Annotated in this window: 11 protein-coding genes; all 11 read left to right on the forward strand. The window is 46.1% G+C overall.

Annotation, left to right across the window (positions count from 1 at the left end; all coding sequences use genetic code 11):
* Positions 1-146 precede the first annotated feature (146 nt).
* The 11 genes from DXD68_RS13675 (at position 147) to DXD68_RS13725 (ending at position 24,722) form a co-directional block, all read left to right on the forward strand.
* The gene (locus tag DXD68_RS13675) at positions 147-2,123 is read left to right on the forward strand and encodes a glycoside hydrolase family 97 protein (RefSeq protein WP_122362126.1); all 1,977 of its coding nucleotides are present in this window, start codon (positions 147-149) and stop codon (positions 2,121-2,123) included.
* A gap of 119 nt (positions 2,124-2,242) precedes the next feature.
* The gene (locus DXD68_RS13680) at positions 2,243-4,966 is read left to right on the forward strand and encodes a GH92 family glycosyl hydrolase (RefSeq protein ID WP_233577151.1); all 2,724 of its coding nucleotides are present in this window, start codon (positions 2,243-2,245) and stop codon (positions 4,964-4,966) included.
* Entirely contained in the window at positions 4,963-6,198 is a 1,236-nt protein-coding gene (locus DXD68_RS13685; protein WP_122362128.1) for a glycoside hydrolase family protein, read from the forward strand. The genes DXD68_RS13680 and DXD68_RS13685 overlap by 4 nt, the downstream gene beginning before the upstream one ends.
* 77 nt (positions 6,199-6,275) lie before the next feature.
* Positions 6,276-9,107: an NPCBM/NEW2 domain-containing protein gene (locus tag DXD68_RS13690; protein ID WP_122362251.1), complete on the forward strand. Its 2,832-nt coding sequence runs from the start codon at positions 6,276-6,278 to the stop codon at positions 9,105-9,107.
* 882 nt (positions 9,108-9,989) lie between these two features.
* Positions 9,990-13,145: a SusC/RagA family TonB-linked outer membrane protein gene (locus tag DXD68_RS13695; protein WP_122362129.1), complete on the forward strand. Its 3,156-nt coding sequence runs from the start codon at positions 9,990-9,992 to the stop codon at positions 13,143-13,145.
* A 21-nt stretch (positions 13,146-13,166) separates the two neighbouring features.
* The gene (locus tag DXD68_RS13700; protein WP_122362130.1) at positions 13,167-14,702 is read left to right on the forward strand and encodes a RagB/SusD family nutrient uptake outer membrane protein; all 1,536 of its coding nucleotides are present in this window, start codon (positions 13,167-13,169) and stop codon (positions 14,700-14,702) included.
* Positions 14,703-14,775: 73 nt separating this feature from the next.
* Positions 14,776-16,263: an aryl-sulfate sulfotransferase gene (locus DXD68_RS13705; RefSeq protein WP_122362131.1), complete on the forward strand. Its 1,488-nt coding sequence runs from the start codon at positions 14,776-14,778 to the stop codon at positions 16,261-16,263.
* Between the two features lies 1 nt (position 16,264).
* Complete coding sequence (chrA, locus tag DXD68_RS13710) at positions 16,265-17,443, forward strand: chromate efflux transporter (RefSeq protein WP_122362132.1); 1,179 nt, start codon at positions 16,265-16,267, stop codon at positions 17,441-17,443.
* A gap of 4 nt (positions 17,444-17,447) precedes the next feature.
* Positions 17,448-18,455 carry a sulfotransferase family protein gene (locus tag DXD68_RS13715; RefSeq protein WP_122362133.1) on the forward strand — a complete coding sequence of 336 codons (1,008 nt, stop codon included), beginning with the start codon at positions 17,448-17,450 and terminating at the stop codon, positions 18,453-18,455.
* Between the two features lie 18 nt (positions 18,456-18,473).
* A complete protein-coding gene (locus DXD68_RS13720; RefSeq protein ID WP_122362134.1) occupies positions 18,474-21,458 on the forward strand; it encodes a glycoside hydrolase domain-containing protein in 2,985 nt (994 codons plus the stop codon).
* Between the two features lie 102 nt (positions 21,459-21,560).
* Positions 21,561-24,722 carry a DUF5107 domain-containing protein gene (locus tag DXD68_RS13725; protein ID WP_122362135.1) on the forward strand — a complete coding sequence of 1,054 codons (3,162 nt, stop codon included), beginning with the start codon at positions 21,561-21,563 and terminating at the stop codon, positions 24,720-24,722.
* Positions 24,723-24,769 lie beyond the last annotated feature (47 nt).

Consider the following 24,769-nt stretch of genomic DNA (forward strand, 5'->3'; position numbering starts at 1 on the left):
TCATACATTCGGGATTAGAGTGAAAATGTAATTAGTATCTCTAATCTCGGATTATGCAAAATAAATCTCGTATTTTATAAAAATCTCAACCGGATTTGTTTCCTATTTTTACCATTTCAAAGTTGGGAACCCTAATATAACTGAAGATGAATAATCATGTATCGAAAATTCTAGTGATAGCACTACTTTTACTAAGTGTTAATCAGCTCGTAAAAGGAAAAAATGCAGAGGGAGTTGATGCCATGTCTGGTGCTACCCCTGTAAAGTTGAAAGTAGAGGCGAATGCCGATAAACAATTGGTGCTGGATGTCTCTTATGAGGAAAACTCAGTTATCCGGGAAGCCCCTTTGGGTTTGAATGTCGACCACCGTCAGCTGGGGAAAGACGTTCAGCTGCTTAACAAGGAAAAAAAGGAAAACAATACACTTGTCTATGAGTTACAGCAAGCCGATGGAAGTCGTTTTTATATGGATATCCGAATATTCCCGGACGGGATTGCCTTGCGGTATCGTATCCCGGCAGAGGGACCAGTCTGTATTTACGGAGAGGAAACATCATTTATCTTTCCGTCACAGACGAAAGTCTGGTATGCCAGCGGCCCTTTCCAATATGGCTGGTTACAAGAGTACCAGGAGTGGGAGACCGACCGTATAGAAGGTGAATTACTGGCTCCTCCTGCCACTTTCCATCTGCCGAACGGGATTTATGCAGCGGTCACGGAAGCGAATCTGTTCAATTTTCATGGAGCGGTACTGTTTGGAACAGCTCCGAACAGGGTACAATTCGGTTATGTGGAAAATAAAGGACATATGGAAACGGGGATAATAACCGGTCTTCCACCTACAAAATTCTGGCATGAAGAAGTTCGTAATGTCCCGTGGATTGTATCTCCGAAAGAGCGGAGTCAGGAAATCGTAACTCCCTGGCGTGTTCTTATGCTGGCTAAAGATCTAAATGGCCTGGTGAATAACCGGATTATCGCTCAGGTATCCGACCAGCCGGATAAAACGCTTTTCCCGGATGGGGTGAAGACCGACTGGATCAAACCGGGCAGAGCGACGTTTACCTGGTTGGTGGAAGGCAATGACCGGCTGAGTGTTGCCAATCATAAAAAATATGTAGACGGGTGTGCCGAACTGGGTATTGAGTCTGTAGTGGTAGACGACGGCTGGGAGTTGTGGCAACAAACGGAAAAAGAGGCAAACGGACGGACCAAGTGGGAGATGTTGAAAGACCTGGTCGATTATGCCAAAGCAAAGAATGTGGATATCTGGGTATGGCGTTCTTCGTCTCCACGCTTTGGAAATAAATCAGATGTGGGGCTGGTAGATGCGGAAGAGCGTGCCGATTTTATGAAGAAATGTGCGGAAGTAGGAGTGAAAGGTTTGAAAATCGACTTTTTCCATACGGAGAATGCTTTTACGGTCAATCTGATGGAGAATATTCTGAAAGCTGCTGCCAAAGAGAAACTCATGGTTATCTTTCATGGTGTGAATAAACCGACCGGCGATTCGTATACCTATCCGAACCTACTGGCGAAAGAAGCTGTAAGAGGACTGGAATGTGTTGGCGGAGAGGATAGCTGGGCTCCGGGTCCGCCCTGGCCTTATCATAATACGGTATTGCCGTTTACCCGCTGGCTGGTAGGAGCTGCCGATTATACACCTTTGAACTTCCGCGGCTTTTGTCATCCGTCTGTGACCTTTGGACATCAGTTGTCATCGATCTATATGTTCACTTCCCCGATGTTAATCTTTGCGGCAGACATGGAAGATATGCTGTCGTGTCCGGGTCGGTCATTCATAGAAAGTGTACCGGTAACCTGGGATGAAACGATCGTTTTGCCGGAAAGCGAGATCGGTCAGTTGGCTGCTTTGGCACGGAGAAAGGGAGATGTGTGGTATCTGACCGTTCTCAACGGAGAGACAGCCCGCACGTTTGATGCGAAGCTGGATTTCCTGTCTAAAGGAAAATATCAGATGGAAATAGCTTCGGATGTCCCCGGTAACCGGAAACAGATCGAAGTGAAAAAGAGTAAAATACGCTCCGGACAGCGAATAAAGGAAGAACTAATGTCGGGAGGAGGCTTTGTTGCGCGTATATCTGTAAGCGGTAAACAATAATAATCCACGGAATAGGCAATTTTTTGCTATTTCCGGAAGGAATATGAAAGTCTATTTTTGTATTAAATATCATGCACTACCATATGGGAAAAAAGATATGTTTCTTATCACTATTTATTATGTTGTTAGGTTGTTGTCCGGCTATATGCCGGGCAACGCCCTATAATATCGCCCCGCAGGCACGGGCATCGGCCTCTTCTTCGATCGATGCCGGTCATGATGCGGCAAAGGCGACCGACGGAGTGATACGCGTACAGGGAAAAGGCGAATGGGTGTCTGCCAGTACCGAAACATTCTGGGGACAGATCGATTATCCCTGGATACAGCTGGACTGGGAACGTCCCGTGAATATCAATAAAGTTATTTTATATGACCGGCCGTCTATGGAGGCACATATTGCCGGAGGCGTGTTGCATTTCAGTGACGGTAGTAAGCTCAACGTCTGGGGAATGGCGAATGACGGAGCTCCCAAAGAGATCGAGTTCGAATCGCGGAAAGTGGAATGGATACGGTTCGAAGTGACGGATGCTGCCGGTACGCAGGTCGGTCTTTCGGAGATCGAGGTCTTTCCTTCTCCTGAAGATTATACGGATCATGTATCCTGGGTCAATCCGTATATCGAGACTGCCCGGGGGCGCTATTTCTTCTTTATCACAGGCAATCAGCCGTATGGGATGATAGGAGCTGCACCGCTGACGAGAAATAAAAATCAGTACGGCGGCGGTTACAATTACAACTCTTCGGAAGTGCTGGGCTTTCCGCAGATCCATTGCTGGATGCTTTCCGGGCTGACGGTGATGCCGGTGACGGGAGAGGTAGACCCGACAGGTGGTGAACAAGCCTGGAAATCTCCTTTCCTGCATGAGGGGGAGATCGTTCAACCTGGTTATCACAGACTTTTTCTGGATAAATATAACGTATGGGTGGAACAGACGGCTACCGATCGTGTCAGCTTCTACCGGTTCACTTATACGGAAGAAGACGTGGCGGATATATTGCTGAACCTCGGCGGTTATGTCGGGACTTCGACCATGGTCAATGCTCACGTCAATAAAAAAGGAACTCATGCTGTAGATGGTTATTTTGATACGACCGGACGCTTGTGGGGAGGGCCCGATGTGGTCAGGATCTATTTTGCCGTTACATTCGATACGCCTTTTCAGTCACTGGATGGCTGGGTAGGTCCGAAGCAGTTCAAAGACATCGATGAATTGCAGGGAGCAAAAGAGAGTACGCCGAGAAATCCGGGAATGAGTTACCATGATGCACCTGTTTCCGGTGTGAAAGCAAATTACAGCGTACAGCCGGGAGAACAGTTGCAGATGAAGGTGGCTATCTCTTACGTAAGCACGGAGAATGCCTGGGATAACCTGAAGCAGGATTGCGACCATTGGGATTTTGACCGGGTACGGCAGGCATCCCAGCAGGAATGGAATGAATGGTTAGGCCGGATCGACGTGAAAGGAGGCAGTCATGATCAGCGGATGAAGTTCTATACAGACTTATGGCACTCTTTACTGGGAAGGCATAAACTGGACGATGCCAACGGTGAATATCCGGATTATACGGATGGAAGCCGGGAAGGGGCGCATACGAAGAATATCCGTTTCCATGTGCGTCAGCTGGAGAAAGACGGACAGGGAAAAGTGAAACATCATATGTACAACTCGGATGCATTCTGGTTGACACAGTGGAATCTGAATACGCTTTGGGGACTGGCTTATCCGTCCGTATTGGATGACTTTGCGGCTTCTCTGCTGGAGTATGATGTGAATGGAAACCTGCTTCCCCGCGGACCTTGTGCCGGCGGATATTCGTATATCATGTCCGGATGTCCTGCTACCTCTCTTATCACGAGTGCTTTCCAGAAAGGACTTGTCCGGAAATGGGATCCGCAAAAGGCTTTCAAGGCTATGAAACGAAATCATTCCAAAGGAGGAATGCTGGCATTGGGAATGGATAAGGAGCTGGACTTCTATGTCCGTAACGGCTATTGTCCCGGTAATGCCGGTCTGACCATCCAGTGGGCTTTCGAGGACTGGGCTTTGGCTGAAATGGCCGCTAAAATGGGAAAGAAAGGAGATTATAACTACTTCCATAAACGGGCTACAGGCTGGCCGGCTTCTTTCAATAAGGAACTGGGACTGATCCTGCCGAAGAAAGCCAACGGTGAATGGCTGCATACCGATCCTTTGAGCGGAAACGGATATGTGGAGGCTAACGCCTGGCAGGCAACGTTCGGACTTTCGCATGATATCCCTGTATTGGCAAAGCTGATGGGAGGGAACGACAGTCTTTGCAGTAAGCTGGATTTTGCTTTCAGGGAGTCGGAGTCGACGGATTTTGTCTATGGATACGGCAGCGGGTATGTGAGTTATGCGAACCAGCCGGGATGCTCGAATGCTCATGTCTTCTCGCATGCCGGAAAACCCTGGCTGACCCAATACTGGGTACGCCGTGTGAAAGAGCAGGCTTATGGGGCGGTAACTCCCGACAGAGGGTATGGCGGACATGATGAGGACCAGGGACAGATGGGCGGAGTAAGCTCTCTGATGGCGATCGGATTATTTGCACTGGACGGCGGTTCTTCCCGCGATCCGCAATATGATCTGACAAGCCCTGTATTCGATGAGGTGACTATTTCGCTGGATCCGGATTATTATCAGGGAGGAACCTTTAAAATAAAGACGTATAATAACTCGAAGACAAATTGTTATATCCAGCGTGCCCGTCTGAACGGGAAAGAGTATAATTCTTTCCGGATACCTCACACAGCTTTCGCAAACGGAGGACTGTTGGAGCTATGGCTGGGAGATACGCCGAATAAGGATTGGGGAAAATGAAAAAAGGGAGTTTATTCATAATAGCATGGACCGGCCTGCTACTGGGCAGCAGTTGCCGGTCTTTGTCTCCGGAAGAGGACTGCCGGTATCGGTCGGAGGCAGTTGACTTACAGATCGTATCGGCTGATAGTTCGCGAGTAGCCGGACATTCTTGTTTTCAGGTAGATAATCATTTCGTTTGGGGGGCTTCTCCTATTCAAGGGGAAGATGGTAAATATTATCTGGTTTTTGCCGGGTTTGAGACGGGAACGTATCGTTTTTCCGATGCTTGGGTGCTAGGCTCCAAGTTGGGGCTGGCCGTATCTGACAACCCCGACGGAGGGTATCATTTCCTCGGATTTTTTTTGAATCAGGACGGATATGCCCCCGATACCTCTTCCTGGGATGCGCAGACCGTGCATAATCCGCATATTCGTAAGTTTGATGGCAAATATTATCTGTATTATATAGGTGGGGCAGATCCTATCGGACTGGTTCCTATCCGCTGCTCTTCCGGTGAGCTTGACCGACGTAGCCGTATTCAGCAGAGTTTGAAAATCGGCGTGATTGTGTTCGACTCATTCGACCAGCTGTTGAAAGGAGATTATACACATTCCACTCAGCCCTTACTGACTCCCCGCACCCGGGTGAAGGAGGATGCTATCGTAGATCCTTCTCCGGAGGGTACGCAACCGTTGCCGGATAATATTATCGTAGTGAATCCTTCCGTCGTCTACCGTCCGTCCGACCGGAAGTATCTGCTTTATTTTAAGGGGAATATTTATGACCCTACTTGGCGGGGGGTGCACGGAGTGGCTATCAGCGACTCACCGACGGGACCGTTCGTTCCTCTCGACCGTGAGATATTTACTATAGAGACGACGGACGGCGGGAAGTTATCTGCCGAAGATCCTTATGTATGGTATAGTCAGGATGATCAGCTCTTTTATGCCATATTCAAAGACTTTACCGGGAAGTTTACGAAAGGAGAACCCTCGCTGGCCCTTATGTATTCGAAAGACGGTATCGACTGGCTGCTGCCTGAACATTCTCAATTCCTCAAAAAAGAACTGATACTGAACTCCGGCGATACCATTCGGGTAGATCGCCTGGAGCGTCCGCAGCTTTTGTTGGATGAGAAAGGAAATCCTTTGATATTATATGCTGCCTGCTCTGTTATCAATGTCAACCCTCGTACGGACGGAGGATGTTTTAACGTACAGATTCCGCTGAAGAGAGTTGCAGGGAAATAAAAACAATCGATAAATCATAATCTCCCCGGAGATATATTTGAGTATCTTTGGGGACTTATACATATTCTTATTTTACCATGAAAAAGACAATTTCTTTATTTCTCCTTTTGGGAGGATTTTTCTTGTCCGGGCTGACTGCAAATGCCCAGAATACGCTCTCTTTGCCGGAGATGGATTTATCTTTAGCCTATCAGCAGTATGGTTCGCCTATGAAGAATATGGCGGTTACCGGCGAGACGCTGACGATAGCCGGTGAACAGTTTAAGCAGGGAATCGGTGTACAGGCAAACAGCAAGATCAAATTGAGCCTGCGTAACAACACTTCGCAGTTTACCTGTAAGGTGGGGGTGAACGACCATTCGCTGGATTATAAAAAAGAAGATTTCAGTAAGATACCGATGACGGACGGGACGATGTTGTTTTACCGGACGGATGGAACCGGAGGAAAGAAACAGTTTGTCGGAGTGGGTTCCGGTGACGGCTCCCTGGGAAAAGGAAGTGTCGTTTTCCGCCTGGTAGGCGACGGGAAAGAAATGTATAACAGCGGAATGGTACGTGGAGGCGAGAAAGCCCGTGATATTTCTTTGGACGTATCCGGTGTGGACGTTCTGGAACTGATCGTAGAAGATGGGGCGGATGGTGTCAGTGGCGACCATGCCGACTGGATCGAGCCGGTCTTCTCTTATAACGAGATCAAGCCTTCGCTGGTGAATGCCGACTATAAAGGGGCTATTGAAACTATGCCGGCAGCAATAGAAAAGAAATTAAGGAATAAGATCGCAGCATTGCCTGTTATCGATCTGCCGGTGGCACGTCCTGAGAAGGATTGGCTGCTTGATGCCAAAGGCGTGAAAGCAGGTATATACCAGGCGCATAACGGGAAAGATATTGTGCTATCCAACGGTCTGATAAGCCGTATTTTCCGTGTGTACCCGAACCTGGCGACTGTCGATCTGATCAATCAGATGACCGGAGAAAGTATGCTGCGTGCCGTCAGCAATGAAGGTATTCTAAAGATAGACGATAAAGTATATACGTTAGGCGGCCTCGACGGGCAGTTTGAATACGGATATACGCAATACAAATGGGTCGACAGTCTGACCATCCTGCCGAACTCGTTCCGGGTGACAGGATTCGATATCACTGAGTTGACTCCCCGTATCGATTGGGCGAATAAACGCTGGTCGCTGGTAAAGCCGGGTGAAACGACGGGTAAGGTGCTCTCTTTCTATCTCGAAGGACCGGATTACCTGAAAGGCGTAAAGGTAAAACTGAATTATGCTTTGTATGACGGTATCCCCTGTATCAGTAAATGGATGGAGATAGAAAACGAGAGTGACATGAACATTACGCTCGACGAGTTCACCCTGGAGCAGTTGGCTATGGCGGAACCCGAATCTCCGGTGGAAGCCAAACGCCCCGAACAATTCCTGAAACCCAATATCCATGTCGAAAGCGACTGGGCGTTCCTGGGATTCACTGAACGGGAAGCCGACCGTACTGAGTTTTGGAATACCGATCCGCGTTATACTTCCCAGTGTAACTACCCCTTGCTCACCCCCTGCCTGCTGGAGGTAAAGCTCCCGATGGGACCGGATGAAGATATTGCTGCCGGTGGCAAGTTCCGGAGTTTCCGTACCTGGCTGATGCCTTTCGACAGCGATGACCGTGACCGGAAAGGTCTTTTCCTGAAACGGATGTACCGTAAGATCGCTCCGTGGACTACTGAAAACCCGATTTTCCTGCATTGCGTATCGTCAGACCCGAAGGTGGTGAAGACAGCTATCGACCAATGTGCAGAAACCGGTTATGAGATGGTTATCCTCAGCTTCGGTTCGGGATTGAATATGGAAGATGAGAGTGAAGCGAACATCGCCAAGTTCAAGGAATTTACCGAATATGCCAACTCCAAAGGTATCGAACTGGGAGGTTATTCCCTGTTGTCGAGCCGCTGGATCAGCGACGAAGTGGATGTTATTAACCCGGAAACAGGGAAGCGCGGAGGCATGATTTTCGGCAGTTCGCCTTGTCTTTCCAGCGAGTGGGGATATGACTACTTCCGTAAGATACGCTCTTTCTACGAGAAGACAGGAATGACGGTTTTTGAGAACGACGGCTCTTATCCGGGCAACGTTTGTGCCTCGACCAGTCATGCCTATCATAAAGGTTTGAAAGACTCCCAGTGGAAACAACGCCAACAGATTGTAAACCTTTATCAGTGGATGTGTGAAAATGGCATTTATACCAATATCCCCGACTTCGGTTACATGCTGAATGGCGGAACGAAGGTCGGTATCGGTTATCGTGAAGTGAACTGGTCGCTTCCCCGTGAACGCCAGCTTGTGTTGGGACGTCAGGTAATGTATGACGGCCTGTGGGAACGTCTGCCGGGTATGTGTTGGACATTCGTTCCGCTCACCCAATATCATGGTGGTGGTGCCGCTGCTACCCTCGAACCTTTGAAAGATCACATCCCCGACTATAAAGCGCACATGATCCAGAACTATGGAGCCGGTGTACAGGCTTGTTATCGTGGTCCCCGTTTATACGATACCCCCGAAACGAAAGCTGCCGTGGTGGAGGTGATCGACTGGTACAAGAAATACCGGACTATCCTCAACAGCGAACTGATCCACTTGCGCCGTGCCGACGGACGTGACTGGGATGGTTTCATGCATGTGGACCCACAAGGCAAGGAAAAAGGCTTTGCCCTGTTGTTCAACCCGACCGACCAGGTTATCACCCGTACGATCCGGCTTCCACTTTATTACACCGGTATCTCCGATGTAGCGAAGATCAGGGAAAAAGAGAATGCTCTGGTTACTTATAAGCTGAATCGCGATTATACGGTAGATATTACGGTGACTATTCCTGCCCGTGGAAATACCTGGCTGGTGATAGAGAAATAAATAGGCTCTTTTACATCAATATTGTTTAATATAACTATCATACTATCATTTATGGCTTTATATATGTTGAATATCAATATGTAAAGGCTATGATAGTTAGTGTGATAGTTCCATTTTCTACTATCATACTATCATAAAACTGCCTGACAAAACTTCCTGTCTATAGGACTTATTTTCAGCAAAGTAACTAATTATCTTTTTTGAGACCCAGGTGTAAAGGGTGTCGGGACCCGGGTCTTAGCATCGTTCAAACCCGGGTGTAAAAGGATATAAAATGGGGGGCTGAAGGAGAAAAATTAGTTGTTTTCGTGAAAAAAGTAGGTATAGTTGAGTAAAAAATATAGGGTGCTATGGAAAAAATGGTCTGTGTCTGATAGTTTTTTATGTCTATTTTTACGATGCTTTACCTTAAATAGATCGTTTTATGATAGTTGAATGATGATTTGTCTTAATCGGGAACATTTTGTTTTATGTAAAATAGATCAATAAACGCATTTTAAGGTTAAATAGGTAAATATTCTATTTGTGTAAAACGTACTTTATATCAGTCTGTTATTTGAATATCAAGATAAGAACACGTTATAACCTTTCTTAAGCAACTGATTTAGTCCGATAAGAACTCATTCAAAACAGATAAATCTTAAAAAAGGAAATATGTAAAAAAGGCTTTAGAGGAGTTCCATTCATAAAGATTTGAGTGGGGAGAGTGTTAAATTCTTATTTTTTTTAATATGAGAAACCGATATTAGTGTATTTTTTATATATTTGGCAAAAAATTGAGTGAGTTCTTATCGAACTCAGGTCAATTATTGGTATTCTGACAAGTTTACTGTAAAGGGTGATACAATTGTAATGCAGATATAAATCTAATAATTCAAGTTTATGAACAACGCTTTACTGAAAGACAATCTTGCTGCAAGAGCAGTGGATTCTCAGACGCGGAAGGTGTTATCCAGGTCCGGTCTTATAGCTGGATTATGTATATCTTCCCTCGTTTCTTCGTATGCTATTCCGGGCGGAGTGGATGCAGCGAAAGCAAAGAATGAAAGTGTTATGATCACTCAACAGGCTAAAAAGGTGTCGGGTGTAGTAACGGACAGTGCCGGAGAGCCTATACCAGGTGCTAATGTTGTGCAGAAAGGAACCACAAATGGTACAGTTACCGATCTGGACGGTAAGTATACCCTGGATGTACCTAATAATGCAACTCTGGTTGTTTCTTTTATTGGTTATACTACGCAAGAAGTAAAGGTAGGTAGTCAGTCAGTGCTGAATGTCAGTTTGGCTGAAGAGGCAATTGGTCTGAATGAGGTTGTAGCCATTGGTTATGGTTATGTAAAGAAGAAAGACTTGACAGGTGCTGTTTCTACTGTATCGGCTGATGATATGGTAATGGGCGGTACGGTAAGTAATGCAGCTCAGGCTTTGCAGGGTAAGACTGCTGGTGTGCAGGTTTCACAGAGTTCTAAAGCTCCGGGCGGTACTATTTCGGTACGTGTTCGTGGTAGCAACTCTATTTCGTCTACCAACGAACCGTTGTATGTAGTGGACGGTTTCCCATCTTCTGAAGGTTTGAACATCAATCCGAATGATATTGAATCTATGCAGATTTTGAAAGATGCTTCCGCAACAGCTATCTATGGAGCCCGTGGTGCCAATGGTGTCGTATTGATTACGACTAAACGGGGTAAAGCCGGTGAGAATAAGATTTCTTACAGCGGTTATATGGGGGCTCAAAAGATTGATAATCCATTTACATTTATAAATGCGAAGGATTATATGAATTTACAGAATGCGTTGTATCAGGAAATTGAAGGACAGGAAGGTAATCCGAATGGAGCCTATACCCCTTCTCAGTTGCAGTCTGACGTAGATACGGATTGGTTGAAAGAAACAACGCGTGTCGGTTTGGTACATGACCATAATATTCAATTCCGTGGTGGTACGGAGAAAACAAAGGTATTGACCAGCCTGGGCTTCTATCAGCAGGAAGGTGTCTTGAAGAATACTGACTTTAATCGTATTTCCGGACGTATCAATGTCGATCAGACAATCAACGATTACATCAAGGCGGGAGCTACGATGTATGCACATCGCGAACAGTCAAACTATCAGATGTATAGCGGAAGTATTGTCAACTCAAACGTATTGTTGAGTATTATGGACTATGATCCGACAGTGAAGCCTTATAATGAAGATGGTTCTTATGGTCGTGTACCGGGTGGTCGTGGCGATAACCCATTGGCTAATTTGTTGGAACGTAAGAATGATATGACCAACGATAAGTTTAACGGTACTGCTTTCCTTGAAGTGCACCCGTTCGAAGGTTTCACTGCCAAGGCGACTGCCGGTGTGGAGTTGTTGAATAATTTCAAAGGGACTTATCTGCCGAAATCGACTTATCAAGGAGAAATTGAAGGTGGTGTGGCAACAACATACGATTTCAGAGCTACCCGTCAGGTATTTGAAGGTATCTTGAATTATATGAAGACCTTCAATAATATGCACGACCTGAATGTGATGTTGGGATATTCTTATGAAAAATACAATTCAGAATATCGTCAGACTGAAGCAAAAGGATTCTCAACCGACTTGTTCCAGTGGAACAATTTGAGTGCTGCTTCTACGAAAGATATTATGTCTAATAAGACAGAGAATATTTTGGCTTCTTTCTTTGGACGTGTGAATTATACATTCAAGGATAAGTATTTGGCAACGGTGACGGTTCGTCGCGACGGTTCTTCCCGTTTCGGTGTAAACAACCATTGGGGTACTTTCCCTTCCGGATCGTTGGCTTGGCGTGCCAGTGAGGAAGATTTTATTAAGAATTTGAATCTTTTCAGCAACTTGAAGGTTCGTGCCGGTTATGGTGTGACGGGTAATGAACGTATTGGTGATTACGCATCTTATGCATTGATTTCAACCAACCGGATCACCCTGGACGGTTCAAGCAACAAGCCGGGTACGCATCTGAACCAAAGCAGTCCGGAGAATGCCAGTTTGAAATGGGAGACAACTTCTCAGTATAATGTCGGTGTGGATATGGGATTCTTTGACAACCGCTTGTCTGTGACATTGGATGGTTATTGGAAAAAAACAGAAGACTTGCTGCTGAAAGTATCTTTACCCTATTATACAGGTTTTACTTCCGGGCAGCGTAATATCGGTGCTATACAGAACCGTGGTTTCGAAATCGACATTACCTCTCATAACCTGACAGGTGATTTTACTTGGGATACGAAGTTTAACTTGGCCGTTAACCGTAACAAAGTGTTGGATTTAGGTAGCAGCACAGATATTTATATCACATCTTCCAAGCCGATGGGTACTGTGTCGGAAGAGGCTTATGCCGTTGTTCGCGAAGGTGAATCATTAGGTTCTTTGTTCGGTTATAAATATATAGGTGTATTGCAAGAAGGTGAAACATACGCTCCGCAACCTAACTCCAAACCGGGTGATCCGAAGTTCGAAGATGTGAATAAGGATGGTAAGATTGATTCTGACGATCGTACAATCATTGGTAATGCAAATCCGGATGTGATTTTCGGTTTGACGAATAACTTTGCCTGGAAAGGTTTTGATCTCTCTATCTTCTTCCAGGGATCAATCGGTAACGACTTGTTGAATATGACTCGTATGAATCTGGAATGGAAACGTACACCGGATGCACTGAACCGTTGGACTCCGACGAATACCAATACAGATATTCCGCGTAATGGTTTCTACTATTCTCAGTACGGAGGTTATATCAATGATCATTTTATCGAAGACGCTTCTTTCCTGCGTTTGAAAAATTTGACATTGGGCTACACGATTCCGTTTAAGAAGGTGGTAAGTTCCTGCCGTGTGTATTTCTCTGCTGAAAACTTATTCACTATCACGGGATATTCCGGCTGGGATCCTGAAGTGGATACTAAGGCTAACGAAGCGACTCAGTCTGGTGGTAGCCAGCAGACTGCAAATGCCGGTGCCGGTCTTGACTTCAATGCGTATCCGTCTACACGTACTTATACGGTCGGTTTGAATATTACATTCTAATAAAAAGAGGAGATTTTAAATATGAAAATAAAAAGATATTTGTTAGGCTTAGCGGCAGCAGGGTTGTTTTCTGCTTGTACCGATCTGGATCCGGAAATATATAGCAACCTGACGAGTGCGAATGCGTATGGCACGGAGTCGGATATTGAAGCGGCCGTTGTCGGATTGTATTCAGACATGACTCCTTATCCGGGAGATGCCTGGTTGCTGTATGGCGGTTATATGATCATGATGACTGATTATGCAACTGATATGGGGTATTCGACTGCCGCTGGCGATCCGGCGAAGTTGAGTAATATGACGTATGATGCCAACAACCGTTATTTCAGTAATAACTGGCGTGATTTGTATAATGTCATTTCTAATGCCAATGTTATTTTGGATAAGGTGGATGCCGTAGACATGTCAGAAGAGAAAAAAGATCTGGTAAAGGGGCAGGCTATGTTTTTACGTGCTTTTTGTTACCGTGACCTGACAGATGCTTTTGGTGCGGTACCTTTCTTTACCTCTTTGGTGGATGATCCTTTTTCAATGAATGATGTTGATCTGACACCGGTTGCACAGATTGAAGAAAAAATAATTGCCGATTTGAAGGAATGTATCAATTTGTTGCCCGCAAGTTGGGAAGGTCAGGATTTGGCACGTGCTACCAGTGGAGCAGCTGCTACATTGCTGGGTAAGATCTATTTACGTAATCATGACTATACTAATGCGAAGACTTATATTGATATGGTGCTGAACAGTGGCCAGTATGAGTTGGAAAGTGATTTTAAATATGTATGGTCTGAGAATAATAAGTATGGTAAAGAGATGATCTTTGCTATTTTGCATGAATCTTCTCAAAACGGAGGTGAGATTGCCAACCACTTTGGTCCGAGTGACCATCCGGATGTACCGGGACGTTGGCAATATTATGGCGTATCTCTCCCGTTCTGGCGTAGCTATGATAAAGAAGACCCGCGTCGTGAATTCTTTTATTATGACTATACGGGTGTTGCTGCTCGTGATGACCAGTCTGAATATGGTTTCCGTTATATGGTACCGGAAGAGGGTGTGACCGTGGTTCCGAATGATACGACAAAATACATGCAGAATGTTTCTACAATGAAATATACGTACGATATGCTTTCGGAAGCTTACTATGATGGTCGTACCATCTGTCTTTTCCGTCTGTCGGATGTTATTTTGTGTAAGGCTGAAATCGAAAACAATTTGAATGGTCCGGCTGCAGCCCTTCCATATTTGAATCAGATCCGTGCCCGTGCCGGTGCTCCGGAATATGGCAAGCACGATCGTTTTCAGACTCCGGCAAGTAAAGAAGCGATGAATGAGGCTATCTTGAAGGAACGTGGTTATGAACTGGTGTTCGAATTTCAGCGTCGTGCAGACTTGATCCGTTTCGGTAAGTATGAAGAGGTGGTTAATGCACATCTGAAAAAACTGGGTATTGCCCAGCCGACGAATGTGACACCTAGCTTGCGCTATTTCCCGTATCCGTTGAATGATGCGCAATTAAATTCAAAAATGGCAGCCGAGAACGCTTCTCGTTTACCATAATAAAACACTGGAGAGGGTGTGCCGTCGAATAGGTGGCACTCCCTTCTTTTTTACTAAATTAATCTGTGTTGATATGAGGTGTTTGATAAGTTTTGTAATTGTCTTAGTATGCGGAGTGTCCGCATTTCTCTATTGGAACACACGGAATAGCTTACTTGCTGTTACGTTGACTTCGCCGCGTAATACGGCTATGTATAATAGAGTGGATGTATCGTTGGCCAAACCTGCACCGGTGTATGTGGAATATACTGATAAAGGCACCGGAAAATCGTATCGTACACGTACTTCTCCTGCCGATACGCTTCATCATATTGATTTGTTGCTTCTGAAAGCAAATACAGAATATGCTTATCAGGTAATCATAGATAACCTATTTAAACAGCATTCTAAAGAGCTGACCTTTAAAACCCGTGAACAATCGTCCTGGTTGGTCAACCGTTGGTTTACAGATAAACGACCTCATGATAAAACCGCTTTAGGTGATGGAATGATATTACTGTGTTTTGGACGCTTGCCCGGCTATATGATGCTGATTGACAATGAAGGCGAAGTTCGTTGGTACTGGCAAGTGGATGATATTGGCGTGCGTGCTGTTTCTCTGACGCCTCGAGGGACTTTTCTAGCGATGCTGCGTCCCTTTGTAAAAGACTTTGTAGATGATTATGTGATGACTCCGGAACAAGTACGCAACGACGAACATAAAAAACCGATGCGGCGCGGTTCGATCGGGTTTGCCGGTGGAACCGGATTGGCGGAAGTGTCGTTGACGGGCGAAACGATGTGGCGCCTTGACTTGGATAAGGTAGAAAAGGAGAAAGATTATCAAGTGATTCATCATGATATATTAATGGATGAGGATCATCATATACATACATTGTACCGCCCGAAGAAAGTGGCAACGATTCCGGTCAATGGTAAAATGGAGACAGATACGCTGGGAGGAGATGGCATTATGGTCATCGACACATTGGGGAATGTATTGAAAAAATGGTCTGCCTGGGATGTATGGGATATTGAGAAGGACCCGTATATCGCAGAATACTGCTATGACCGTTTCCATATCAACGGGCTTTGCTTTGATAAAGATGGCAATTATTTATTGTCGGCTCCTATCGAAGACCAGATTTGGAAAGTGGATGCCGAAAGTGGTGAACTGGTCTGGCGTTTTGGACGGGACGGTGATTTCCAGATGGATACAACGGCTTATTTCTCTTTCCAACATTCACCTTATATTATGGAGAATGGCGATCTGATGCTTTTCGACAACGGCTTACACAATCAGCGTTCCGGAGGCAAAGCATTCCGGTTGGATGAAGAGAACCGTACGGCCGAGACAACGATAAATGCCTTATTGCCTGCCGATAAATATACTTCCCGTATGGGAAATGTATCTATGTTGCCGAATGGGAATCTGTTACAATGTAGCTCGAAGACCGGTTCGGTGATGGTGACGGACAAGGAAGGAAAGGTTCTTTGGGAAAGTATCCTGCATTTTGCCCCTTATCGGGCAGTGTATGTTCCGGTAGAAACCTGGGATCAATATTTTAAAGAAATCAAGTAATATGGAACGTGCATCGCTATCCTATATCTTCTTTACATTCCTGAAATTGGGAGCTACGGCATTTGGCGGTTATATGTCGCTAGTGGCTATCGTACAGAAGCAGTTAGTGGAAGTAGACAAGAAACTGAAAGAAGAAGATTTGCTGGATGGGATTTCCCTGACCTCCGTACTGCCGGGACCCGTAGCCGTAAATACGATTGCCTATGTCGGGTACCATTTAAGGGGGATACCGGGGGCGGTTGTAGCTTTTGCCGGGATCATTATTCCCTCGTTTTTACTGGTTATATTTCTTTCGTGGTTGTATTTCTCCTATGGAAATATACCTGCGGTAAAGAATGTGTTCAGCGGAATCACTCCGGCTATTACCGCTTTGATCGTTACGGTGGCTATCGGGATGGCACGTAAGACGATCAAATTACCTGCCCAATGGGTTCTTTGCCTGCTGGCGGCTTTGTTGCTGATTTTTATCGGTGGTTTTACGGTTACTTTTCTGTTGATTATCGGTAGCGGGATAGCCGGCGGTTTCCTGTTTCGCCAGCCTGTGGGACAAGGGTTGATATCAGATGGGGAGAAGCGGACGGGTAGCAGGCAGCTGATGACTTCCGGGATTGTTCTTTTGCTTTTACTCTGTATCTTACTTTGGGGAGGACAATATCCGGGTGCTCCGGAAAGTATTCAGATCGTATCGACCTTTTCCGGTATCAGCCTGACTTTGTTCGGAGGGGGATATGTTGTTATTCCGGCTTTGCATGAGTTGTTCGTGGAGAACTTGAACTGGCTGACCTCGGCAGAGTTTGCCGACGGGATAGCGATAGGGCAGATCACTCCCGGACCGATATTTATTACAGCGACCTTCATCGGGTATAAAGTGGCAGGTATCATGGGGGCGTTGCTGGCAACGTTGGCGATGTTTACTCCACCGGCTGTATTAACCGTCTTATTATCCCGTTTTGTAAAGATTCTGAATCAGTCATCCGTTGTAAAAGCAGCCATGAAAGGGATACGGGCGGCTGTTATCGGAATGATCTTTGCTTCAGCCGTTACGATCGGACAGACGATTACGCTGTCGGTTGTTTCGGTTATTATTTTCCTGGTTACATTTTTTATTTCACTAAAATACACAATCAGTCCGGTTTACCTGATCATCGGAGCAGGCGTGGCGGGCTTTATCTTATTCTAATTCTATGAATACAATACAAGGTATACAAATGATTGGAACCCAGCGATCCGGATCCAATCTGTTACGTGTCATGCTGGACGGAATCCGGGAGATTGCTGCTCCCCATCCTCCGCATATTCTTCAGCGTTTCTTACCGTTGCTTCCCAAATATGGCGATTTGACGGATCAGTCTAATTTTTATCGGTTGGCACAGGATGTGTGCGAGTTAGTCACAGTGAATCCGGTTCCCTGGGAAGGTATTACGATTCGTGCAGATGAAGTGGTAGCAGCCTGCAGGCAACAAACGTTGTATGAGTTGTTCCGGGTGATTTATGAATCGGCGGCCCGTCAGACCGGAGCATCTTTCTGGCTATGTAAAAGCATGAAAAATATGCTGTATGCAGAAGGCATTGAATCTACCGGGATTTCTCCTTATTATATCTATCTATACCGGGACGGTCGTGATGTCGCTCTTTCGTTTAAAAAGGCTATTGTCGGAGAGAAACATATTTATGCACTGGCTGAAAATTGGAAAAAGGATCAGGAAGCTGCTCTCCGTTTGAAAGACAGGACGGCGGCCGATCATTTCTTTATGCTGAATTACGAAACACTTATTGCCAGTCCGGAAAAAGTGATGCGGCAGCTTTGCGATTTCCTGCATCTTACTTATTCTGATAGGGTGATGGATTATTATAAGAGCCGCGAGTCTGAAAATACAGCGGTTGCAGGCAAAATGTGGGCAAATGTAACCAAACCGATCCTGAAAGACAATACAAAAAAGTTTCTGCGTGAATTATCTTCCGAAGATATTGCTATCTTTGAATCCGTAGCCGGAGATCTATTGCAGCAACTGGGGTATTCTTTATGTACACCGGCTGATTTACTGAGAGATAGCTTTTCTGACAAGGAGATCACTTATTTTAATGAAGAGAATATTCGTCTGAAGAATGATTTTATTCGTGAGGCTGATCCGGCCGATCTGGCGAAAAGACGTCCGCAGGATGAATTGATCAATCGTATAAAGCAATATTAAAGATAAATACTAGTACACATGAAACAATTGCTATTTACACTTTTTTGCCTGTTTACCTATAGTAGTTTGCAGGCACAGGCTGTACCCACAGACGAACTTTATGGGGTGGGTACATGGAATGCCGATTCATTGGGAAACCATCGGGTAGTTGTCGCTGTAGATAAACCGGCCGATGCCGTATTGGCAACGATCGACTGGCGTCGCCGTGATCTGAACCCGGAAGCAAAAAATCTGATCGTTGTGGATGCTGCAACCGGTGAACGTATTACGAATGTATGCCGCTTTACTATCGACCGGGAGCGAGGAGAGGTGGCTTTCCAGCCGCAGACTGTTCCGGGAGAATATTATATTTATTATCTGAAGAATGTAATGAGCGGCAGCCCTTATTATCCTACCGTCAATTACCCGGCTTTCGAGAATACGGCTTCGGCTGACTGGGTAAAGAAAAATAAACTGTCCGGGAAGAAAGCACCTGCCCTTCCGGCGGCTAAAGTCGTACAGTTCCAGGCAATCAATGAGCTGAACAGCTTCTATCCGATGGAAGTGATCGCTACATCGAACGAGACTGCCCGCTTATTAAAAGAACGTCCTGGGGAAAAATATATTCTCTTTACGGAAGATCGCAAATTCCCCATCCGTATGACAACGGATATTCCTTATAAATGGATTGCCGACAACCGTCATGATTTCTTTAACGGGCAGGCGGATAAGGGAGAGTATTATGTCTTTCAGTTAGGTGTTTGGGCGGCACGTTCGAATGTAGAGAATCTGCATGTCGATTTCTCTGCCCTTACGAATAAAGCGACCGGCGAGCAGATACCGGCCTCCTCATTTACCTGTTTCAATACGGAAGGGACAGATGTGACCGGTACCGTTTTTGAAAAGAATTGCTCTGTGGATAAGGGTAAGGTACAGGCATTATGGGTTGGAACCCAGTTGCCGGAGCATCTTTCTGCAGGCACTTATCAGGGAACAGTGACTGTCTCTGCCGCCAATGCCGAAAGCAAAGCCGTACAAGTTTCTCTGAATGTTTCGGAAAATGTAATTGCCAATCATGGAGATAATGAACCTTGGCGTCATTCCCGTCTGCGTTGGCTGAACTCGCAGATCGGTTTTGATGATGAGGTGATTGCCCCTTATACGCCGCTGGTGATGAAGGATAAAACGATCAGCTGCCTGGGACGCGAGGTTAAACTCTCTGACTTAGGTTTGCCGGAGCATATTACCAGTTATTTCAAAGAGACTATGACGGGCATCGGTACGAATGGCCGTAGTGTATTGGCTGCTCCTATGGAACTGGCTGCCGATGGCGGTGCATGGGAAAACCTGAACTTCGAAATCACCAAACATAAACAAGGTGCAATCGCCTGGAAAGCCCTTAACCAGAACAGCCGTTTCCTGATGGACCTGGAAGGAGAGATGGAATCGGATGGAAACATAGCATATAAAGTGACATTGGTCGCCCGTGAAGATGCTTCTGTGGAGGATGTTGCGTTGCGGACACATTTAGCATCCGGCATCGGACGTTATATGATGGGGCTGGGAGAGAAAGGCGGTTATTGTCCGAATGATCTTCGCTGGAAATGGGATGTAGAGAAAAACCAGGATGCTGTTTGGGTAGGTGATGTCAATGCCGGTATCCAGATCCGCCTGTATGATAATAAATACGAACGTCCGCTGAATACCAATTTCTATCATCAAAAACCGTTGCACATGCCGGTATCCTGGTGTAATGCCGGAAATGGAGGTATCGATATTCATAATGCAGCCGATGGAACACGTATTAATGCTTATTCCGGTAAGCGCAGCGTGAAAAAAGGAGACAGGCTGTATTATTATTTCAACCTGGCGTTGACTCCGTTCCGTCCGATCGATACGGATAAACAATGGCGCGAACGTTATCATCATAACTATGAGTTTTTGGATGGCATACAAAAGCGAGGTGCCAATGTCATCAATATCCATCATGCGAATGCTATCAATCCGTTCATTAACTATCCGTTCCTGCGGACCAAAGAGATGAAAGCGTACATCGACGGTGCTCATGCCCGCGATATGAAGGTGAAAATTTACAATACCGTTCGTGAGTTGTCCAACAGCTGTGTGGAAATGTTTGCTTTGCGTAGTCTGGGGAATGAGATATTTTCGGAAGGTCCCGGTGGCGGCTTCTCCTGGTTACAGGAACATTTGGATCAGAATTATATCGGTGCCTGGTTTGTACCCGGACTGAAAGATGCGGCGATTGTGAACAGTGGTGTTTCCCGCTGGCATAATTATTATCTGGAAGGTCTCGACTGGCTGATGAAGAACGTCGGTATCGATGGGCTGTATATCGATGACCTGGCTTTCGACCGGATGACGATGAAGCGTATCCGCAAAGTGATGAACCGTACGAATCCGGGTGCTATGATCGACCTGCATTCTGCCAATCAGTATAACCCGAAAGACGGTTTTGCCAATAGTGCCAATCTGTATTTGGAACATTTCCCTTATCTCGACCGTCTGTGGTTCGGTGAATATTTCAATTATGATTTTCCGCCGGAGTTCTGGCTGGTTGAAGTTTCCGGTATTCCGTATGGCCTGATGGGTGAGATGCTGGAAGGAGGCGGTAATCCGTGGCGCGGCATGCTGTTCGGTATGACAGGGCGCAGTCCCCGTGTGGATAACGGACCGCTGTGGAAACTGTGGGATTCTTTCGGTATGCAGAACAGTGAAATGATCGGTTACTGGGTGAAAGACAATCCGGTGAAGACGGGCAGCGAAAAGACGTTGGCGACTGTTTACAGTCACATGGGTGATAAAGCACTGATCTCATTGGCTACCTGGGAAAATGCGGATGCCAAAGTGAAGCTTTCCATCGACTGGGCTAAACTGGGTCTCGATCCTTCGAAAGTGACATTGCATGCCCCGGCTATCGAGAATTTCCAACAGGAAGTAACCTGGAAACCCGGCGATGAGATTGTTGTTCCGAAAGGGAAGGGCTTGTTAATTATTGCAAAATAACCTCTTCCGATATAGTATAATTTACCGGAAATGTACTCTTTAATCGTATATAAGGAGGATTAAACTCCTTATATACATTATTGTCCATATAAATGAATTACCATGAAAAAGATGCTCATCCTTCTTTGTGCAACCTCTTTGTTGCAACCCTTGTTTGCACAGCAAGCGACTGTAACCGAGACAGTAGAGACAGTTAAAACCTATCCGTTCTCTGATCCTGATCCGGTGGCTGATCCTTCCGATCTGTTCTATCCTTATTTCCGTTTCGATGGTTTTTCTGCTAAAGGAACCGACAAGCAATGGAAAGTAGTCTCTCTTGAAAATGATTATATCAAACTGGCTCTCTTCCCCGAGATAGGTGGAAAAATATGGGGAGCCGTAGATAAAACGACCGGTAAGGAGTTTATCTACAACAACCATGTCGTGAAGTTCCGCGATATAGCTATGCGTGGTCCCTGGACATCGGGCGGTATCGAGTTCAACTTCGGTATCATTGGTCATGCACCGACTTCCAGTACGCCGGTCGACTATGTGACCCGGCAGAAACCGGACGGAAGCGTGAGTTGTTATGTCTCTTCCTATGAACTGGTTACCCGGACACTGTGGACCGTGGAGGTGAATCTTCCGAAAGATAAGGCTTACTTTACGACGACAACGACCTGGCATAACAGTTCATCCATCGACCAGCCTTACTATCAGTGGATGAACGCAGGCTATCCGGCAGCGGGAAATGCCGAGTTCTGCTATCCCGGAACCAATTATATCGGACACGGAGGCGAACTCCATTCGTTTCCTTTGGATGAACAGGGCCGGGATATCTCCTGGTATGAAAAGAACGACTTCGGCAATTCCAAATCCTATCATATCGTAGGGAAGTACAACGATTTCTACGGTGCTTACTGGCATGACAACGATTTCGGCTCCATCCATCATGCTGATTATGACGAGAAGCTGGGAATGAAGATTTTCCTTTGGGGTCTTTCCCGGGAGGGAGGTATCTGGGAAGATTTGCTGACGGATACGGACGGCCAGTATATCGAACTGCAATCGGGTCGCATGTATAACCAGCCGGCTTCCAATAGCAGTTTAACTCCTTATAAACATACAGCATTCGGTCCGCAGGCGACCGATCAATGGACTGAGTACTGGTTCCCGGTAAAAGGAATCAAAGGAGTCTCAAAGGCGAGCCGTATCGGAGCGCTTAACGTGTTGAGGGAAGACGGTTTTCTGAAGTTGTATTTCTCTCCTTTGCAGAAATTATCTACAAGCATAAAGCTCTATGAAGGAGAAAAGGAAGTGAACTCCATCCCGTTGAACTGCGGTGTACTGGAAACGTGGAAAGATTCTATCCCATTGAATAAGGCTGTTGCCGCCGGTCGGCTGAAAGTCGTGGTAGGCGAGGACTTGCTGGTGTATTCGGAAGTACCTTCGGATAACATCACCAATCGCCCGAAACAACTGCCTGCCGATTTTGACTGGAACTCGGTATATGGTCTTTATACGCAGGGCGAGCAATGGATGAACCAGAAAGTACTCGACAAGGCAGAAAAGTTTTTACAGGCTTCCCTCGAAAAAGATCCTTATTTCGTGCCTGCACTGACTGATCTGGCTTCCCTCTATTATCGCCAGGGGCGTTATGACGAAGCGCTTGCCCGTTGTAAAACAGCGTTAAGCATTAATACGTACGATGGAGATGTCAACTATCTGTATGGATTATGCAACATGGCATTGGGAAATCATACGGATGCCAAAGACGGCTTTTCTGTAGCTTCCTATTCTCCGGGAGTCCGTAGTGCAGCCTATGAGAAATTAGCTGAAATGTTCCTGCTCGATAAAAACTGGACAAAGGCTGAACATTATGCCTTGAAAAGTAAAGAGTTCAATCAAATGAATCTGAGTGCTGACCATGTTTTAATGGTGGTTTATCGGAAGACGAACCAGCCGGAGAAAGCCAAAGCGCTTATCGATCCGCTGCTGGAAGACCTTCCGCTGTATCATGCGGCACGTTTTGAACAGCTCTACCAGGGTGAAGGCTCCGGTCATCCTATCGATGATCTTCAGTCGTTGATTCGCAACGAGCTGCCTTTTGAAACCTATATGGAGCTGGCTGAATGGTATGAATCGGTCGGTTGCACAGAAGAAGCATTGTCTCTCCTGTCGTGCGCAGGTAGCTATCCGATTGCTCTTTACAAACAGGCGTATTTATTACATCAGGCAGGCAACGACGATGAAAGCCGCGGAATGTTGCAACGCGCCGGAGCTCTCTCTCCGGCAATGGTATTTCCTTTCCGTCCTTCTTCTTTGAAAGCGTTGGAATGGGCGAAGACGGTACAGCCGGACTGGAAGATCGATTATTATGAAGCTTTGATCCGGTGGGCTAACCAGGATAAGGCAAAGGCGTTGGAGCTGTTGGAGAATTGTGGTGAAGCCGACTATTCACCATTCTATTTAAGCCGTGCCTCTTTAAAAGAGGGCGAATCCCGGTTGGCTGACCTGTTGAAAGCAGAGCAGATAGAGATGTCATGGCGTACCGGATTTGCTTTGATCAACCACTATGTTGCCAATAACCAGTGGCAGAAAGCTGTTGAGACAGGAAAGAAGTATACGAAGAAATATCCGTCAAACTACTATATCGGTCTGAAATATGCGAAGGCTTTGTGTGAGACAGGCCAGTATCAACCTTGTATCTCTCTGTTAAGCCGGATGCAGGTTCTTCCGAATGAAGGTTCGTATGCGGGACGCGCTGTTTACCGTGAGGCAAATTTGTACCGGGCGATGGAACAATTGAGCCATAAGAATTATAAACAGGTGATGAAGAGCGTGGAAGCCTCTAAAGAGTGGCCGGAGAATCTGGGTGTCGGAAAACCTTATGACGATATGATCGACAGCCGTCTGGAGGATTATTTGGAAGCAAAAGCGGCGGCAGGACAGGGAGATAGCCGGAAAGCATCCGCTTTATTATCTGCCGTAGCCGGATATAAAACATCCCGTTCTCATTTTGGTTCCGGTAACCTGCTAAGTGCATTGGCTCTGCGTGAGTCGGGGAAAGTACAGGAAGCAGATCGTATGGTAGCTGCCTGGAGTACGGATTTCCCTGAAAATCGTGTAGCACAATGGTGTACGGCTATTTATCGGGGAGACAAAGAAAAGGCTGCGGGAATGCTTCAGTCGCGAAATGACCAAACGGATACGACGCCCTGGGAGGCATCTTTCCGTGATTCTAATTTTGGTCTGATCGTTCGTCTGTTTTCAACTGTACAATAATCTTTATACGATGGCCGTATGTTCTCGTATACGACCATCGTATGCTC

This window comes from Parabacteroides sp. TM07-1AC (genome assembly GCF_003480915.1).
Taxonomy (GTDB): Bacteria; Bacteroidota; Bacteroidia; order Bacteroidales; family Tannerellaceae; genus Parabacteroides; species Parabacteroides chongii.

Coding starts and splice junctions, on each gene's coding strand:
- DXD68_RS13715 (WP_122362133.1), top strand. CDS start 17,448: ATGAATACAATACAAGGTATACAAATGATTGGAACCCAGCGATCCGGA.
- DXD68_RS13720 (WP_122362134.1), top strand. CDS start 18,474: ATGAAACAATTGCTATTTACACTTTTTTGCCTGTTTACCTATAGTAGT.
- DXD68_RS13690 (WP_122362251.1), top strand. CDS start 6,276: ATGAAAAAGACAATTTCTTTATTTCTCCTTTTGGGAGGATTTTTCTTG.
- DXD68_RS13695 (WP_122362129.1), top strand. CDS start 9,990: ATGAACAACGCTTTACTGAAAGACAATCTTGCTGCAAGAGCAGTGGAT.
- DXD68_RS13700 (WP_122362130.1), top strand. CDS start 13,167: ATGAAAATAAAAAGATATTTGTTAGGCTTAGCGGCAGCAGGGTTGTTT.
- DXD68_RS13705 (WP_122362131.1), top strand. CDS start 14,776: ATGAGGTGTTTGATAAGTTTTGTAATTGTCTTAGTATGCGGAGTGTCC.
- DXD68_RS13680 (WP_233577151.1), top strand. CDS start 2,243: ATGTTGTTAGGTTGTTGTCCGGCTATATGCCGGGCAACGCCCTATAAT.
- DXD68_RS13725 (WP_122362135.1), top strand. CDS start 21,561: ATGAAAAAGATGCTCATCCTTCTTTGTGCAACCTCTTTGTTGCAACCC.
- chrA (WP_122362132.1), top strand. CDS start 16,265: ATGGAACGTGCATCGCTATCCTATATCTTCTTTACATTCCTGAAATTG.
- DXD68_RS13685 (WP_122362128.1), top strand. CDS start 4,963: ATGAAAAAAGGGAGTTTATTCATAATAGCATGGACCGGCCTGCTACTG.
- DXD68_RS13675 (WP_122362126.1), top strand. CDS start 147: ATGAATAATCATGTATCGAAAATTCTAGTGATAGCACTACTTTTACTA.